Origin of the sequence: Ectopseudomonas toyotomiensis, assembly GCF_017167985.1 — a bacterium.
Classification (GTDB): Bacteria; Pseudomonadota; Gammaproteobacteria; order Pseudomonadales; family Pseudomonadaceae; genus Aquipseudomonas; species Aquipseudomonas toyotomiensis.
Genome location: NZ_CP070505.1, coordinates 1,269,314 through 1,283,149 on the forward strand (window position 1 = coordinate 1,269,314; position 13,836 = coordinate 1,283,149).

15 protein-coding genes are annotated in these 13,836 nt (G+C 65.8%); 8 read left to right on the plus strand and 7 right to left on the minus strand.

Going from position 1 to position 13,836, the window contains the following annotated elements:
- Positions 1-2 precede the first annotated feature (2 nt).
- From JWV26_RS05790 to JWV26_RS05800, 3 genes are read right to left on the minus strand one after another with little or no spacing between them, the layout of a single operon-like run.
- On the minus strand, positions 3-809 hold the full coding sequence (locus JWV26_RS05790; RefSeq protein WP_206418590.1) for a TlpA disulfide reductase family protein: 807 nt from the start codon (positions 807-809) through the stop codon (positions 3-5).
- Between the two features lie 7 nt (positions 810-816).
- A complete protein-coding gene (gene hrpB / locus JWV26_RS05795) occupies positions 817-3,351 on the minus strand; it encodes an ATP-dependent helicase HrpB (RefSeq protein ID WP_206418591.1) in 2,535 nt (844 codons plus the stop codon).
- A complete protein-coding gene (locus tag JWV26_RS05800) occupies positions 3,317-3,481 on the minus strand; it encodes a hypothetical protein (RefSeq protein WP_158234277.1) in 165 nt (54 codons plus the stop codon). The genes hrpB and JWV26_RS05800 overlap by 35 nt, the downstream gene beginning before the upstream one ends.
- Between JWV26_RS05800 and JWV26_RS05805 the strand changes: the two genes are divergently transcribed.
- The 5 genes from JWV26_RS05805 (at position 3,480) to JWV26_RS05825 (ending at position 6,420) form a co-directional block, all read left to right on the plus strand.
- Positions 3,480-3,899, plus strand: a complete 420-nt coding sequence (locus JWV26_RS05805) for a polyribonucleotide nucleotidyltransferase (RefSeq protein ID WP_206418592.1) — start codon at positions 3,480-3,482, stop codon at positions 3,897-3,899. The two genes, JWV26_RS05800 and JWV26_RS05805, sit on opposite strands and share 2 nt — an antisense overlap.
- A 4-nt stretch (positions 3,900-3,903) precedes the next feature.
- On the plus strand, positions 3,904-4,785 hold the full coding sequence (locus JWV26_RS05810) for a cation diffusion facilitator family transporter (RefSeq protein ID WP_072424385.1): 882 nt from the start codon (positions 3,904-3,906) through the stop codon (positions 4,783-4,785).
- 372 nt (positions 4,786-5,157) lie between these two features.
- Positions 5,158-5,637, plus strand: coding sequence for an Lrp/AsnC family transcriptional regulator (locus JWV26_RS05815; RefSeq protein ID WP_004424680.1), 480 nt, complete (start codon positions 5,158-5,160; stop codon positions 5,635-5,637).
- A gap of 90 nt (positions 5,638-5,727) precedes the next feature.
- Positions 5,728-5,946, plus strand: coding sequence for a DUF2788 domain-containing protein (locus JWV26_RS05820; protein ID WP_003240295.1), 219 nt, complete (start codon positions 5,728-5,730; stop codon positions 5,944-5,946).
- 81 nt (positions 5,947-6,027) lie between these two features.
- Entirely contained in the window at positions 6,028-6,420 is a 393-nt protein-coding gene (locus JWV26_RS05825; RefSeq protein ID WP_072424386.1) for a globin, read from the plus strand.
- Positions 6,421-6,638: 218 nt separating this feature from the next.
- Here the strand turns inward: JWV26_RS05825 and JWV26_RS05830 are convergent, their stop codons facing one another.
- Positions 6,639-7,259 (minus strand): pseudouridine synthase, encoded by a 621-nt coding sequence (locus tag JWV26_RS05830; RefSeq protein ID WP_420890293.1) that lies wholly within the window; start codon positions 7,257-7,259, stop codon positions 6,639-6,641.
- A gap of 123 nt (positions 7,260-7,382) precedes the next feature.
- Between JWV26_RS05830 and ahr the strand changes: the two genes are divergently transcribed.
- Together ahr and JWV26_RS05840 are read left to right on the plus strand one after the other, a co-directional pair.
- Positions 7,383-8,414: an NADPH-dependent aldehyde reductase Ahr gene (gene ahr, locus JWV26_RS05835; RefSeq protein ID WP_196460540.1), complete on the plus strand. Its 1,032-nt coding sequence runs from the start codon at positions 7,383-7,385 to the stop codon at positions 8,412-8,414.
- Between the two features lie 59 nt (positions 8,415-8,473).
- Positions 8,474-8,920: an acetyltransferase gene (locus JWV26_RS05840; protein WP_196460678.1), complete on the plus strand. Its 447-nt coding sequence runs from the start codon at positions 8,474-8,476 to the stop codon at positions 8,918-8,920.
- 37 nt (positions 8,921-8,957) lie between these two features.
- Here the strand turns inward: JWV26_RS05840 and JWV26_RS05845 are convergent, their stop codons facing one another.
- Complete coding sequence (locus tag JWV26_RS05845) at positions 8,958-10,301, minus strand: aminotransferase-like domain-containing protein (RefSeq protein WP_206418593.1); 1,344 nt, start codon at positions 10,299-10,301, stop codon at positions 8,958-8,960.
- An 80-nt stretch (positions 10,302-10,381) separates the two neighbouring features.
- Here JWV26_RS05845 and JWV26_RS05850 point away from each other — a divergent pair, with 80 nt between their 5' ends.
- Complete coding sequence (locus JWV26_RS05850) at positions 10,382-11,353, plus strand: threonine dehydratase (protein ID WP_206418594.1); 972 nt, start codon at positions 10,382-10,384, stop codon at positions 11,351-11,353.
- Positions 11,354-11,355: 2 nt separating this feature from the next.
- Here the strand turns inward: JWV26_RS05850 and JWV26_RS05855 are convergent, their stop codons facing one another.
- Positions 11,356-12,165 carry a hypothetical protein gene (locus JWV26_RS05855; RefSeq protein ID WP_206418595.1) on the minus strand — a complete coding sequence of 270 codons (810 nt, stop codon included), beginning with the start codon at positions 12,163-12,165 and terminating at the stop codon, positions 11,356-11,358.
- A gap of 110 nt (positions 12,166-12,275) precedes the next feature.
- A complete protein-coding gene (amn, locus tag JWV26_RS05860) occupies positions 12,276-13,748 on the minus strand; it encodes an AMP nucleosidase (protein WP_021489460.1) in 1,473 nt (490 codons plus the stop codon).
- Between the last annotated feature and the right edge of the window lie 88 nt (positions 13,749-13,836).

The window sequence follows — 13,836 nt, forward strand, 5'->3', positions numbered from 1 at the left end:
CGTCAATCGCCCCGCAATCGAGCCAGCGCTCGCTCCAGGCTGGCATGCGACAGCTCGCCCAGGTGACTGCCTACTTGCCGCCCCTCTGCATCGTAGAAAAGCGTGGTGGGTAACGCCCGCGAGCCCACCAACTGACCCAGCTGCACCTGATCGTCGAGCAGCAGATTGTCCAGACTCAGTTGCTGCGCGGCGAGGAACTCACCCACCAGCGCAGCACTTTCCCCCTGGTTGACGAACAGGATGGTGATAGCAGCCTCACGCTGCTGCGCCTGCATCAGCACCGGCATCTCACGTCGACATGGCGGGCACCAGGTGGCCCACAGGTTGACCACCAGCGGCTGGCCGGCGTAGTCACGCAGGTTCACCGGATTGCCCTGCATATCCCGCACCTGCAGGTCAGGCAGTCGCGTGCCCTGCTCCAGCGCATGCAACATCAGGTTGCCGCCCAGCCACAGCGCCAGGCCGACGCCCATCGCCGCGCCCAACGGCCGGCGCAATTGTGCCTGGCGCCAGAGATACCAGGCGCCCAGCACAAGTCCCGCGAGCACACCCGGCCAGGCGATGAAGCCGCCATCACGGATATCCACCACCCGCCACGGCTCATCGCGGTAATACTCGGCATACACCAGCACGAACGCCAGCCGCGCCACCAGCAAGCCCAGCATCAGCATCCGGAACAACTGGCTTTCCGGATTGCAGCCGTGGCGACGACCGATCAACCAACCAACCAGTGTGGCCAGCAGCAGGCTGCCAAACAGCAGTAAATGGGGTACACCAAGGGCCAAGGGCCCGACGTCCAGAGTCAGCATCGACTTCTCATTTTCTCGGTTTGGCTCGCGCCGTGGGTTCGGCGATCAGCGGGTCGTCAGGCCAGTAATGCTTGGGATAGCGGCCCTTGAGGTCCTTCTTCACCTCCAGATAGGTGTTGGCCCAGAAGCTGGCCAAGTCCTGAGTCACCTGCACCGGACGACGTGCCGGCGACAGCAAATGCAACTTGAGGCCCAGACGACCACCGGCGATGCGCGGCGTCGCGGCCAGGCCGAACAACTCCTGCAGGCGCACGGCGAGCACCGGCGGGTGCTCCGTGTAGTCGATGGCGATGCGCGAGCCGGACGGCACGCTCAGCGCTCTCGGCGCCAGCTCGTCAAGGCGTTGCGGCAGCGGCCAGGGCAGGAGCGTCTGCAGGATCAAGGGCAGGTCGAGATTGGCGAAATGGCTGAGGCGGTTGACCTTGCCCAGGAAGGGCGTCAGCCACTGCTCGAGGCTGGCCAGCAGCGTAGCATCGGACAGATCCGGCCATTCGCTCTGTCCCTGTTGCTGCAAATCCAGCTCGCGCAGCAGCGCCACGCGTGCCTGCCACTGGCGCAGCTCCGGCGTCCACGGCAGCAGTTCCAGGCCCTTGCGCCGTACCAGGCCGACCAGGGCGCGGCCGCGCGCCGCCTCGTCCAGCGCGGCCAGCGCCTGGCGTTCCAGCACCAGCTCACCCACTTTGCGCTGACGTTCGGCGCGCAGCACGCCTTCACGCTCGTCCCAGTCGAGCACGTCCAGCGTCGCGACCTGCTCGGCGAGTTCACGCTCGAACAGCACCGGGTCGAGATCGGCGGCGAGATAGATGCGCTCCTCGCGCTGGCCCTGGCGGCTGCCCAGATCGGCCACCACCAGCCATTCGTGCTTCATCAGGGCATCGGTTTCACCGAACTGTGCCGCGCGACCATTGGCCAGGCGATAGTCAGCGCCGCCGGCTCGGCGTTGCTGGGCAATACGGTCGGGGTAAGCGAAGGCCAGCAGGCAGCCGAGCCAGCGCGAGTGTCCAGGGTCACTCACTGCCTGGCTGACGGCCCGGCCATTGATCAGCCCCTGGAACTGCTTCGCCAGTTGCCGCGCCCGCTGCACGCCCCCTTGGGCCGAGCGCATGGCGCGGCTTTCGCCGCTGAGCAGGGCCAGACGACTGTGCAAGTCGGCGCCACCTCCGCGCAGGATATCGCGCTCGGACAACAGCGCCGCCAGATCGCAGGCCAGCCCACCAAGCCCCAGCGCCTGGCCACGCAGCAGCAGATGGGCAATACGTGGATGGCTCGGCAGCTCGGTCATGGCCTGACCGTGGGCATTGAGTGCACCACGTTCATCGAGGGCGCCCAGGCGACCAAGCAGATCCAGCGCCTGGGCGTAGGCGGCCGGCGGTGGCACGTCGAGCCAGCTCAGCTCCTGCGGTGTCACGCCCCAGCGCAGCAGTTGCAGGGCTAGTCCGGCCAGGTCCGCCTGGAGGATCTCCGCACTGGAATAGGCGCTGAACTGTTCGTGCTGCGCCTGCGACCACAGCCGATAGCACACGCCCGGCTGCAGGCGCCCGGCACGGCCGGCGCGCTGGGTCGCGGAGGCACGGGAAATGCGCTGGGTGTCGAGGCGGGTCATGCCGCTGGCCGGGTCGAAGCGCGGCACCCGCGCCAGGCCGGCATCGATGACCACACGCACGCCGTCGATGGTCAGGCTGGTCTCGGCGATGTTGGTGGCCAACACCACCTTGCGCTTGCCGGCCGAGGCCGGCTCGATGGCAGCACGCTGGGCGGACAGATCCAGCTCGCCATGCAGCGGACAGAGCAGGATGTCGTCGTGCCCGCTCAGCACCTCGCCCAGTTGCTCGGCCACGCGGCGAATCTCGGCCTGCCCCGGCAGGAACACCAGCAGGCTGCCCGGCTCGTCGGCCAGCGCCTGCTGTACCGTCTGCACTACCCGCGGCTCGATCCACTCACCGAGCGCCAGCGGCGCGCTCCAGCGGATATCCACCGGGAACATGCGCCCTTCGCTGCGCAGCACCGGCGCATCGCCAAGCAATGCCGACAGACGCTCGCCTTCGAGAGTGGCGGACATCAACAGCACCTTGAGCGGCGCCTCGCCGCTGCCTTCGCCACGGAACATGGCGCGGCCGTTGAGCGTCAGCGCCAGGGCCAGGTCGGCATCGAGGCTGCGTTCGTGAAATTCGTCGAAGATCACCAGACCGACGCCATCCAGCGCCGGATCGTCCTGCAGGCGGCGGGCAAGAATGCCTTCGGTGACCACCTCGATGCGCGTGTTCGGCCCCACCTTGCTGTCCAGCCGAATGCGGTAGCCGACCGTCTCGCCGACCCGTTCGCCCAGCTCGCTGGCCAGGCGCTCGGCGGCAGCACGTGCTGCCAGGCGACGCGGCTCGAGCATGAGGATGGTTTGCCCAGCCAGCCAGGGCGCATCGAGCAATGCCAGCGGTACGCGGGTGGTCTTGCCGGCACCGGGCGGCGCCTCCAGCACTACTTCGTGGCGGGCGCTCAGCGCATTGCGCAAATCAGGCAGCAGCGAATCGATCGGCAGGGTATTCATCATTTCTCCACAGCAGACCGGCAATTATAACGGCGAACCGCCTGCCAACTTGCTGGTCTGAAACAGCGCGCTGCAGTTTTGCAATCATCGCCTTGCTATAGTTGCGCCACTTTTTTCTGGAGGTGCTCATGCGCACGAAATCCCGCGTCATCGCCGGCATTGTCGCCGCGACCCTGCTCGCCCAACTGACTGCTTGCGGCTCGATCTTCTACCCGGATCGCCGCGGCCAGATCGAAGGCAAGATCGACCCGGTGATCGCCGGGGCCAACGCCATCGGCATCCTGTTCTACGTGATTCCTGGCCTGATCGCCTTCGCCGTGGACTTCGCCACCGGCGCCATCTACCTGCCCGAAGGCCAGACCGCCCAGGTCGACCCGCAGCAGCTCAAGCAACTGATTGGCGAAGACGGCAAGGTCGACCAGTACGCGCTCAAGACCCTGATCGAAACCAGCACCGGCCACCAGCTGCCGCTGGACGACCCACGCCTGATCCAGCACAGCGGCAGCGCCGAACAACTGGCAGCCTACGGCCTGCATCCGGCTGCCTGAGTTCATGCATGACCCACAGCACGCCAGGCTGATGCGCCTGGCCACCCGGGCAGCGCTGACGGTGGCGCTGACCCTGGTGCTGGCCAAGGCGATTGCCTGGTGGCTGAGCGGTTCGGTCAGCCTGCTGGCCGGCCTCACCGATTCGCTGCTTGATAGCGCCGCCTCGCTGATCAACCTGGTTGCCGTGCACTTCGCCCTGCGCCCTGCCGACGAGGATCACCGCTACGGCCACGGCAAGGCCGAGGCGTTGGCCGGACTGGGCCAGGCGCTATTCATCGGTGTCAGTGCCGTGCTCATTGGCCTGCAGGGCGTCGAGCGCCTGCAAGTGCCACAGCCGCTGGAGGCCGAAGGTATTGGCATCGCCGTCATGCTGCTGTCGCTAGCCTTGACCGTCGCCCTGCTGAGCTTTCAACGCAAGGTGGTACGCGAGACTGGCTCCACCGCGATTCACGCCGACTCGCTGCACTACCGCTCCGACATCCTGCTCAACAGCAGCATCCTCCTCGCCCTGCTACTGACCCGTTTCGGCTGGCAGCAGATGGATGCGATCTTCGCCATCGGTATCGCCTTCTACATCTTCTGGAGCGCCATCAGCATCGTGCGCGGCGCGATCGGCGTGCTGATGGACGAGGAGCTACCCAGCGAAACCACTCAGCATATGTACCAGCTGGCCACCTCGGTGCCGGGTGTGCTCGGCGCGCATGATCTGCGTACACGCATTTCCGGTACGCGCTGGTTCGTCCAGTTGCACCTGGAGCTGCCGGGCGAGATGAGCCTGTCCGACGCGCATGCGCACTGCGAGGCCGTGGAAAAGGCGATCCAGGAGCGCTATCCACGCGCCGAAGTGCTGGTACACGCCGATCCGCCGGAAGTTGTCCGGCACTGAATACACCCCCCGCCTCTCGAAAATCGCCAAAACCCACGAGCCTTCTGCAGAAATCCCAGACAATAAAAAAGGGGCCTTGCGGCCCCCTCGGGAAATCTGTCCGGTGCTGGCGATGCTGTCGCCGCTTTCTTCGCCCGCCTGGTTGGGCAGTGCGGACCCGGGTGCCGGTGCGATCCGGTAGGACCGTCGGCGCCGGCTCACCTGGTTGGGCGAGGCCGGTAGGACTTGTCGTCCGGGCCGTGAAACTGAGAGAAAGCTTACGCCTGCCGCGCCGAAATAAGATTGCTAAGATTGCTTACAAACTTACCAATTGCGCAATTAACAACTAAAGGAGCACTATCTAGCGCAATCCAATAATGAGCCAGTTAAAAAATGGACAAACTCGACCGTTACGACCTGAACATTCTCGCCGAATTGCAGCGCAACGCTGCCCTGTCCAACCAGGAACTGGCCGAACGTATCGGCCTGTCGCCCTCGCCCTGCTCGCGTCGGGTCAAACAGCTGGAAGACGATGGCTACATCACTGGCCAGGTCGCCCTGCTCGACCGCAAGAAGCTTGGCCTGAGCCTGACCGCCTACGTGCTGATCGGAATGGACCGGCACACCCCCGAGCGCTTCGAGCACTTTCAGGACGAAATCCGCAAATGCCCCGAGGTGCTGGAGTGCTGCCTGGTGACCGGGATGGACGCCGACTACCAGCTCAAGGTAGTGGTGCCGGACATGGACCATTACCAGAAGCTGCTGCTCGGCACCCTGACTCGCATCGATGGTGTTTCCAGCGTGCGCTCGAGCTTCGTACTGCAGCAGATTCTCTCCAGCACGCAGTTGCCGTTGCAGCACCTGCGCGACTGAAAGTCGCAGGGTGAAGCGGATCATGCCGCGCTCTGGGTCAGGGCGCGTATAATTCCGGCCCTGCGTTTTCCGTCCGAATCATGAGGCACCATGGAAACCGAACAATTTGAAGCCCTGATGATGTACGTCCTGGTGGGCGGCCTGATGCTGTTCATGTTCTTCATCATCTGGGACCTCGCGAAGAAGTCCAAGGCCGGCCGCCTCGGCACCGCCATCCTGTTCCTCGGCCTGGGCCTGTGCCTGTTCGCCTTCCTCGCCAAGCCGATCATCACCTACATCATCGAGACCGCGCGCGGCATTCACGGCTAAGCCACTCGGCCAGCGCATTACGTCTGATTGAAACCAGGCCATCGTCTCGATGCGACCTGCCGCCTATTCAAGGAGTTACACATGAGCGCCGCCAATCTGGTGATGCAGAGCTATGGACGCTGCTGCGCCAGCCTGGATTTCTTCGACAGTTTCTACCGCCACTTCCTCGCCAGCTCGCCGCTGATTCGCGAGAAGTTCGTCGACACCGACATGAGCGCGCAAAAGCAATTGCTGCGCCAGGGCATTCTCAATCTGGTGATGCACGCGCGCGGCATGCCCGACACCAAGCTGCGCGCCCTCGGCGAATCGCACTCGCGCCAGCATCTGGACATTCGCCCCGAACTCTACGACCTGTGGCTCGACGCGCTGCTGGCGACCATCAGCGAACACGACAAGGAGTGCGACGCAGAGGTACGCCAAGCCTGGCGTGAAGTGCTGAACAAAGGTATCGCCGTGATCAAGGCCGGTTATTGATTCAGGTCATGCTCGCTGGGCCGACCTCTGCGACAAAACGTCCGCTGCGCGGTGCGTCTCACTGATCACCGCGGCCGCCGCCGTTCTCCCCCTATACCCATCCAGCGGCGTACGGGAACAATCGGCGTCGTGACCCTGGTGCACGCGGCGCACCCTACAGGGACACCGCCGGCCGTAGGGTGCGCCGTGCGCACCAACTTCGCCTGCAATGAGGCTCCCTATGGCAATAACGCCGGGATCTCGCGCCACTGACCAGGCTGCAGGCCATCAAGTCTCCAGGGACCGATGGCCACGCGCACCAGGCGCAGGGTCGGCAGGCCAACCGCAGCGGTCATGCGCCGCACCTGGCGATTGCGCCCTTCGCGGATCACCAGTTCCAGCCACGCCGTCGGCACGCTCTTGCGAAAGCGTACCGGCGGGTTGCGCTCCCACAGCTCGGGCTCGTCCAGGCGCCGCGCCTCGGCCGGCAGGGTCTGGCCGTCATTGAGCGTCACGCCATCGCGCAACTGCTGCAGTTGCACATCGCTCGGCTCCCCTTCCACCTGCACCCAATACGTCTTCGGCAGCTTGTGCTTGGGGTCGGCGATACGCGCCTGCAGACGGCCATCGTTGGTCAACAAGAGCAGGCCTTCGCTATCGCGATCCAGGCGACCCGCCGGGTACACGCCGGGCACATCGACGAACTCCTTGAGCGTGACGCGGCCCTGCTCATCGTTGAACTGGGTGAGCACGTCAAACGGCTTGTTCAATACCAGCAGGCGCGGCTGCGCAGGCGGCGCCTTGGCCACTCGGCGTGGGGCTGCAGGGCGGCGATTGGCGGGAGTACGAGAGCGTGACATGCAACTGGCTTCGGTGGCACTGGGGCGCGCAGTGTAACCCACGATAAGCGGCGCTGATGGTGCTTCCACGGTCTGCCAGAGCAGCTAAGCTGCTGATTCACCCCCTGCGATCAGGAGCCACCGATGAGCAACAACGCCGAACTTGCCACCTTTACCGGCTGGGCCGCCACCGCGCCCAAGGCACCATTGGAGCCCCTGAGCTATGACCCCGGCCCACTGGGCGCCGAAGAGGTGGAAGTGGCGGTGGAATACTGCGGCATCTGCCATTCCGACCAGTCGATGATCGACAACGAATGGGGCAACGCGCGCTACCCCTTCATCCCCGGCCATGAGGTGGTGGGCACCATCGTCCGCCTCGGCGAGCAGGCGCGCGGGCTCAAGCTGGGCCAGCGCGTGGGCATCGGCTGGTACAAGGGCAGCTGCATGCACTGCGGCTCGTGCATGGAAGGCTCACACCAGCTGTGCCGCTCGGTGAAGCCGACCATCGTTGGCAGCCACGGTGGTTTCGCCGACCGCCTGCGTTCGCACTGGGCCTGGGCTGTGCCACTGCCCGATGGCCTCGACCCGGCGCTGGTCGGCCCGCTGTTCTGCGCCGGTTCGACGGTATTCAGCCCGCTGCTGGAATTCGACATCAAGCCGACGGATCGCGTCGGCGTGGTTGGCATCGGCGGCCTCGGCCACCTGGCGCTGCGCTTTCTCAATGCCTGGGGCTGTGATGTGACCGCCTTCACCTCGTCACTGAACAAGCAGGACGAAGCCAAACGCCTGGGCGCGCACAAGGTGGTGGCTTCCACCGACAGCGCGGCGATGAAGGCGATTGCCGGCAGCCTGGATTTCCTTCTGGTCACTGCCAGCGCCGATCTGGACTGGCAGGCGCTGATCGGCACCCTGCGCGGCAAGGGCCGCCTGCACTTCGTCGGCATCGTGCCCAGCGCCATCCCGGTGCACGTGTTCAACCTGATCCCGCAGCAGAAGAGCCTGTCCGGCTCACCGGTGGGCTCGCCCTCAAGCATGGCGACCATGCTCGAGTTCTGCGCGCGTCACCAGATTCTGCCGCAGGTCGAGCACTTCCCCATGAGCCAGGTGAACGCGGCCATCGACCACCTGCGCAGCGGCAAGGCGCGCTATCGCGTGGTGCTCGACGCCAGCAAATGACAGCACGGGCGCAGAACTGGCATGCTCCGCGCCCTGCTTGATCTTCGATGCCTACTGACATGCCGCTGACTCTCGACACCCCCACCGCTGCCGAACTGCCCACCCTGGTGGAAATCTGGGAGGCGGCCGTGCGCGCCACCCACCACTTCCTGCCGGAAAGCGACCTGCAGGTGATCAAGCCCTTGCTGCGCGAGCAGTATTTCCCGGCCGTGCAATTGACCTGCGCACGTGCCGAGTCAGGGCGAATCCTGGGTTTTCTCGGCACCAGCGAAGGCATGGTGGAAATGCTCTTCGTCGACCCGGCCTGCCACGGCCAGGGCGTGGGCAAGCGACTGATGCGCCACGCCATCGACGCGCTGGGCACCAGGCGCGTCGACGTCAACGAGCAGAACCCGCAGGCCGTGGGTTTCTACCAACACCTGGGTTTTGTCGTGACCGATCGCTCACGCCTGGATGGCGGCGGGCGGCCGTTTCCGATTCTGCATATGAAACTCGCAAGGGCGTAGGGCGGTCCGGGACGCCCTACCGCCCTACATGTGGCACTCAACCGATAGGCCAAGCCGCCACGATCCCCTCCAACGCCTGCTTGAGTTCGACCCGGCTGGCCGCCGCCGCAAGGCTGACACGCACCGCATGCCCCGGATTGGCTTCCACTGCGAACACCTCGGCCGGCACCACCTCCACGCCATGCTGTCGACAGGCCTCGGCCAGACCCACCGGCGCAGCACTATCGAGCCACAGGTGCGGCGCCACCGCCCTGCCCTGCGGCATGCGCGGCCCAAGCACGCGTGCGGCCAGGCGCCAACGCTGCTGCAGTTCCTCGATCTGCCAGGCCAGGCGCTGTTCGGCGATGCCGCTTTCGATCCACTCACAGGCCAGCGCCAGACTCAGTGGCGTCACCGCCCAGCGGGTGGCCTGGGCTTCGGGATCGATAAGTTCGAGCAGTTCCGGCGCACCGGCGATAAAGCCCAGGCGTAAGCCGGGTGCGACGCTCTTGGACAGGCTGCTGATCAGCAGACAGCGTTCGGGCACCTGCACCGCCAGCGGCGCCGCGCTGCCGAGCACGCCGTAGACGTCATCCTCGACGATCCACAGGCCGCGTCGGCGCGCCACCTCGGCAATGGCTGCGCGGCGCTCGGCGTCCAGACTGGCGCCAGTGGGGTTCTGCAGGCAAGGCGTAAGCACCACTACGCGAGCGCCGGTGGCACGCGCCTGGCGGTCTAGGTCATCAGGCAGGATGCCGCGTTCATCCATCGCCACACCGTGCAGCGGCAAGCGCAACTGGCGCGCGGCGGCCTTGATCCCCGGTGCGGTGAAGCGCTCCACCAGGATCGGCTCGCCCGCCTCGCACAGCGCCAGCAGCGCCGCCGATACGCCCTGCTGGGCACCAGCGCAAAGCAGCAGGCCGTTCGGCGCCAGTTCCAGGCCACGGCGGCGTAGCCAGGTGGCGCCCGCCAGGTGCGCACGCTCGAACAGCGCTGCCGTGGGATAAGCCTGCAACGCGTCCAGCTCGCTGCGCGCAGCCAGCGCGGCAAGGCTGACGGACAGGTCACGGCTGTCCGGATCGTGCACCGGCACGTTGGTCGACAGGTCGATCAGCTCGCCCTGCGCGGCCGGTTGCTTGAGGCGAAACAGGCTCGCCTCGCGGCTACCGGCCAGCACGTAGGTACCACGGCCGACCTCGCCGGAAACCAGATGCCGACGCGCCGCCTCGCGGTAGGCGAGCATCACCGTGCTCGGGTTGATACCCAGCGTCCATGCCAGGCGCCGCTGCGGCGGCAGGCGTTCGCCGGGCTTGAGTTCACCGCGACCGATGGCGGCGGCGATGGCCTCGACCAGGGCTAGGTAAGTGGGCAGGGAACTGCTGGAGAGGTCAGGGAGCCACATTGCTTGCCATGCAATATAAAGATTTACCCATACAATGCGCCGCACTAGCATCGGGGTCAACACCACTCGGAGCACAGCCCATGTTCGACCTCGCCCAACTGCGCCAGAGCGCTGAACTGGTTCACCGCCATATGGCGCCGACGCCGCAACTGGCCTGGCCGCTGCTGTGCCAGCGCACGGGTTGCGAGCTGTGGGTCAAGCACGAGAACCACGCACCCACTGCCGCCTTCAAGGTGCGTGGCGGGCTGGTCTATATCGACGCCCTGCTACGCCACGAGCCGCAGGTGCGTGGCCTGGTCACCGCCACCCGTGGCAACCACGGCCAGAGCCTGGCGCTGGCTGCGCGCCAGGCCGGGCTGGCGATCCGTATTCTGGTGCCACATGGCAACGCCCGCGAGAAGAACGCGGCGATGCGCGCCCTCGGCGCCGAGGTGATCGAACATGGCCGCGACTTCGACGAAGCGCGCGCCGAAGCCGCGCGTATCGCCGAACGCGACGGCCTGCACTGGGTGCCGTCACTGCATGAGGATCTGGTGCGCGGCGTGGCTACCTACGCGCTGGAGCTGCTGGAGGCGGTGCCGAACCTGCGCCGGGTGTACGTGCCCATCGGCCTCGGCTCGGGCATCTGCGGGATGATCCGCACCCGCGACCTGCTCGGCCTCGACACTGAGATCGTCGGCGTGGTCGCCAGTGGCGCCGATGCTTATGCACGGAGCTTCGAACAAGGCCGCCTGGTGCAGACCGAATGCGCCGAGACACTGGCCGACGGCATGGCCTGCCGCCAGCCCCAGGAATTGGCGCTGGGTATGATCCGCACCGGCGCGGCACGCATCGTGCGCGTGAGTGATGAAGAGATTCGCGCCGCCATCCGCGCCTATCACGAGGACACCCACAACCTTGCCGAAGGCGCCGGCGCGGCGGCGCTGGCCGCCCTGATGCAGGAGCGCGAAAGCAACGCCGACCAGCGCGTGGCCGTGGTGCTCAGCGGCGCCAATATCGACCGCGCAGCGCTGGCCGAACTGCTGAGCGACGAGGCGCCGGCGGCCGCCTGAACTCAGACCGTGGCAAGCGGCTCGGCAGGCAGGCGAGAGGGCATCTGCCGCAACCAGCGCGACAGGCCCCACTCCGCCGCGATTACGGCCAGCAGCAGGCCGAGTTGGATCAGCAGGGCGATATAGAAGGGTTTGAATACATGGCCGATCTGCTTCTTGAGCAGCCCGAGAAGAAACTCTGCCTGTAGCAGTTGCTCGATACGCGCATCCAGCACCTGCGTCAGCACCTTCTCGTTGAGCCCGCTGTAGCGCGCGGTTTCCTCAACCGCCATCTCGCCAATCGCCTTACCCAGCAGGCTGGCACGCAGGCGGTCGAACAGGTCGAAGGCGATGCGCTCGGCGGTAGAGGCCTCGGCACGAGCCCCGGCCTCCAATAGCCGCTCGCTGCGCAGGTAGTCCAGCGCCAGCTGATTGAGCACCTCCTGCACGCTGGTATCGCGCACCGCCAGGGCGCCCTGCTGGCCCTGTGCCTCGACGTACGCCTGGAAGTCACTCCAGACGCCATCGGCCAGTTCCTGCACCACCGGTGCATAGCTGTCGAGATGGCGATTGATCTGCTGCTGGCTGCCGTACAGCAGCCCTCCCTGAAAACCGAGAAAACCTCCAGCCAGGGGCAGCAGCAGAAAGTAGAGTTTGAGCAGCCAGTGGTGCCAGCGCTTGTTACGCGCCAGACAGCCCAGGCGCTGCAGCTTGAAGGCCAGCAGCAGGCCGAGCGCAGCACCCAGCGTGAGGGCCAGGCCGGTGTAGAGGAAAAGACTGAAAAAGCTGAAGGGTTCCCACAGCGCCGTGAGCAGCAAGCGTGCCTGTTCCATGCGTATCGCCTCGTTCGTCCATGACGGGCGCGAGTTTAAACCCGAGCGTGAACGAACGCCGAACAGGCGTGGCCGGACTGTGCGCCAGGCCACGCCGTTAGATCAGGCCTCTAGCGGAACGGCGGCTCGTCGAAGCTGCGCAACTTGCGCGAGTGCAGCGAGTTGAGCTGGCTGCGCATCAGCTCCAGCGCCGCGATACCGATATGCAGATGCTGGGTCACGGCGCGCTCGTAGAAAGCGCCGGCTGCGCCGGGCAGCTTGATCTCGCTGTGCAAGGGTTTGTCCGACACGCACAGCAGCGTGCCGTAGGGCACCCGCAGACGGTAGCCTTGCGCTGCGATGGTGCCGCTTTCCATATCCACCGCCACCGCACGCGACAGGTTGATCAGCGGCCGTTCCTGGGCCCAGCGCAGTTCCCAGTTGCGATCGTCGTAGGTGAGCACGGTGCCGGTGCGCAGGCGTTTCTTCAGCTCGTCGCCCTCTTCGCCGGTAACCAGCTTGGCGGCTTCCTGCAGCGCCTGCTGCACCTCGGCCAGCGCCGGCAGCGGGATATGCGGCGGCAGTACGCGGTCGAGAATGCCGTCGCGGCGCATATAGGCGTGGGCCAGCACGTAGTCACCGATGGTCTGCGACTGACGCAGGCCGCCGCAGTGGCCGATCATCAGCCAGCAGTGCGGACGCAGCACGGCCAGGTGGTCGGTGATGTTCTTGGCGTTGGACGGGCCGACGCCGATATTGACCAGGGTGATGCCGTGGCCGTCCGCTGCCTGCAAGTGATAGGCCGGCATCTGGTAGCGGTGCCAGACCACGTTCTCGATGATCGCCTGCATCTCGCCTTCGGCCATGCCACGCTCGATCACCACGTTGCCTGGCAGCACCATGCGCGTGAAGCGCGAGTCGCCCACCAGCATGTCCAGACCGTGGCGGATGAACTGGTCGACGTAGCGGTGGTAGTTGGTCAGCAGGATCCACGGCTGCACATGGCGCCAGTCGCTGCCGGTGTAGTGCTGGATGCGCTTGAGCGAGAAATCGGTGCGCGCCGCGTCGAACAGTGCCAGCGGCAGCGGGTCGATGTTCTCCCAGTCGTACAGGCCATCGGCGGTGCCGTCGGTGGCGGCGGACAGATCGGTGCTGGGGAATACCCGCGCCAGCTCGGCGGCGGTCACGCCACTGCCGGCCAGCTCATCGCCGCCCTCGACCACGTAGGGATAGGGAATGTTCTGCTGGCTGCGGCCGACCTCGACGCGCAGGGTGAAGTCGTTCATCAGCGGGCGCAGTTGCTCCAGCAGGTATTTGCGGAAGGCCGCCGGCTGGGTCACGGTGATCGCGTAGGTGCCTGGCACCTGTACCTTGGCGTAGGCACGCACGGTGGTCGGCACCTCGCCCTGGCACAGGTAGGTCAGGCGCAATTCGGGGTAGCGGAAAAGGCAGTGCTCGCTGGCATCGGGACGGATGCGCTCCTTGAGGTAGCGTTTGAGCGCCTGGCTCAACGCACCGGTGGCTTCCTGGTGCAAGGCGGCGAGGCGGTCGACGGCCTCTTCGGGGGTGTAAGCAATGATGAAATCATCTGAGCAGGCTTTCACTGTGCATCTTCCTGACTGAACGTACGCGTCTATCTTGCCTGCATACGTTGACGAAAACATAGCGCGATCCCCCGCCTATCGCTGCCAA

What these genes read in the sequence shown, in the direction of transcription:
- JWV26_RS05790 (WP_206418590.1), bottom strand. Translation starts at nt 809, where the DNA reads ATGCTGACTCTGGACGTCGGGCCCTTGGCCCTTGGTGTACCCCATTTA.
- hrpB (WP_206418591.1), bottom strand. Translation starts at nt 3,351, where the DNA reads ATGAATACCCTGCCGATCGATTCGCTGCTGCCTGATTTGCGCAATGCG.
- JWV26_RS05805 (WP_206418592.1), top strand. Translation starts at nt 3,480, where the DNA reads ATGCGCACGAAATCCCGCGTCATCGCCGGCATTGTCGCCGCGACCCTG.
- JWV26_RS05800 (WP_158234277.1), bottom strand. Translation starts at nt 3,481, where the DNA reads ATGAGCACCTCCAGAAAAAAGTGGCGCAACTATAGCAAGGCGATGATT.
- JWV26_RS05810 (WP_072424385.1), top strand. Translation starts at nt 3,904, where the DNA reads ATGCATGACCCACAGCACGCCAGGCTGATGCGCCTGGCCACCCGGGCA.
- JWV26_RS05815 (WP_004424680.1), top strand. Translation starts at nt 5,158, where the DNA reads ATGGACAAACTCGACCGTTACGACCTGAACATTCTCGCCGAATTGCAG.
- JWV26_RS05820 (WP_003240295.1), top strand. Translation starts at nt 5,728, where the DNA reads ATGGAAACCGAACAATTTGAAGCCCTGATGATGTACGTCCTGGTGGGC.
- JWV26_RS05825 (WP_072424386.1), top strand. Translation starts at nt 6,028, where the DNA reads ATGAGCGCCGCCAATCTGGTGATGCAGAGCTATGGACGCTGCTGCGCC.
- JWV26_RS05830 (WP_420890293.1), bottom strand. Translation starts at nt 7,259, where the DNA reads ATGTCACGCTCTCGTACTCCCGCCAATCGCCGCCCTGCAGCCCCACGC.
- ahr (WP_196460540.1), top strand. Translation starts at nt 7,383, where the DNA reads ATGAGCAACAACGCCGAACTTGCCACCTTTACCGGCTGGGCCGCCACC.
- JWV26_RS05840 (WP_196460678.1), top strand. Translation starts at nt 8,474, where the DNA reads ATGCCGCTGACTCTCGACACCCCCACCGCTGCCGAACTGCCCACCCTG.
- JWV26_RS05845 (WP_206418593.1), bottom strand. Translation starts at nt 10,301, where the DNA reads ATGTGGCTCCCTGACCTCTCCAGCAGTTCCCTGCCCACTTACCTAGCC.
- JWV26_RS05850 (WP_206418594.1), top strand. Translation starts at nt 10,382, where the DNA reads ATGTTCGACCTCGCCCAACTGCGCCAGAGCGCTGAACTGGTTCACCGC.
- JWV26_RS05855 (WP_206418595.1), bottom strand. Translation starts at nt 12,165, where the DNA reads ATGGAACAGGCACGCTTGCTGCTCACGGCGCTGTGGGAACCCTTCAGC.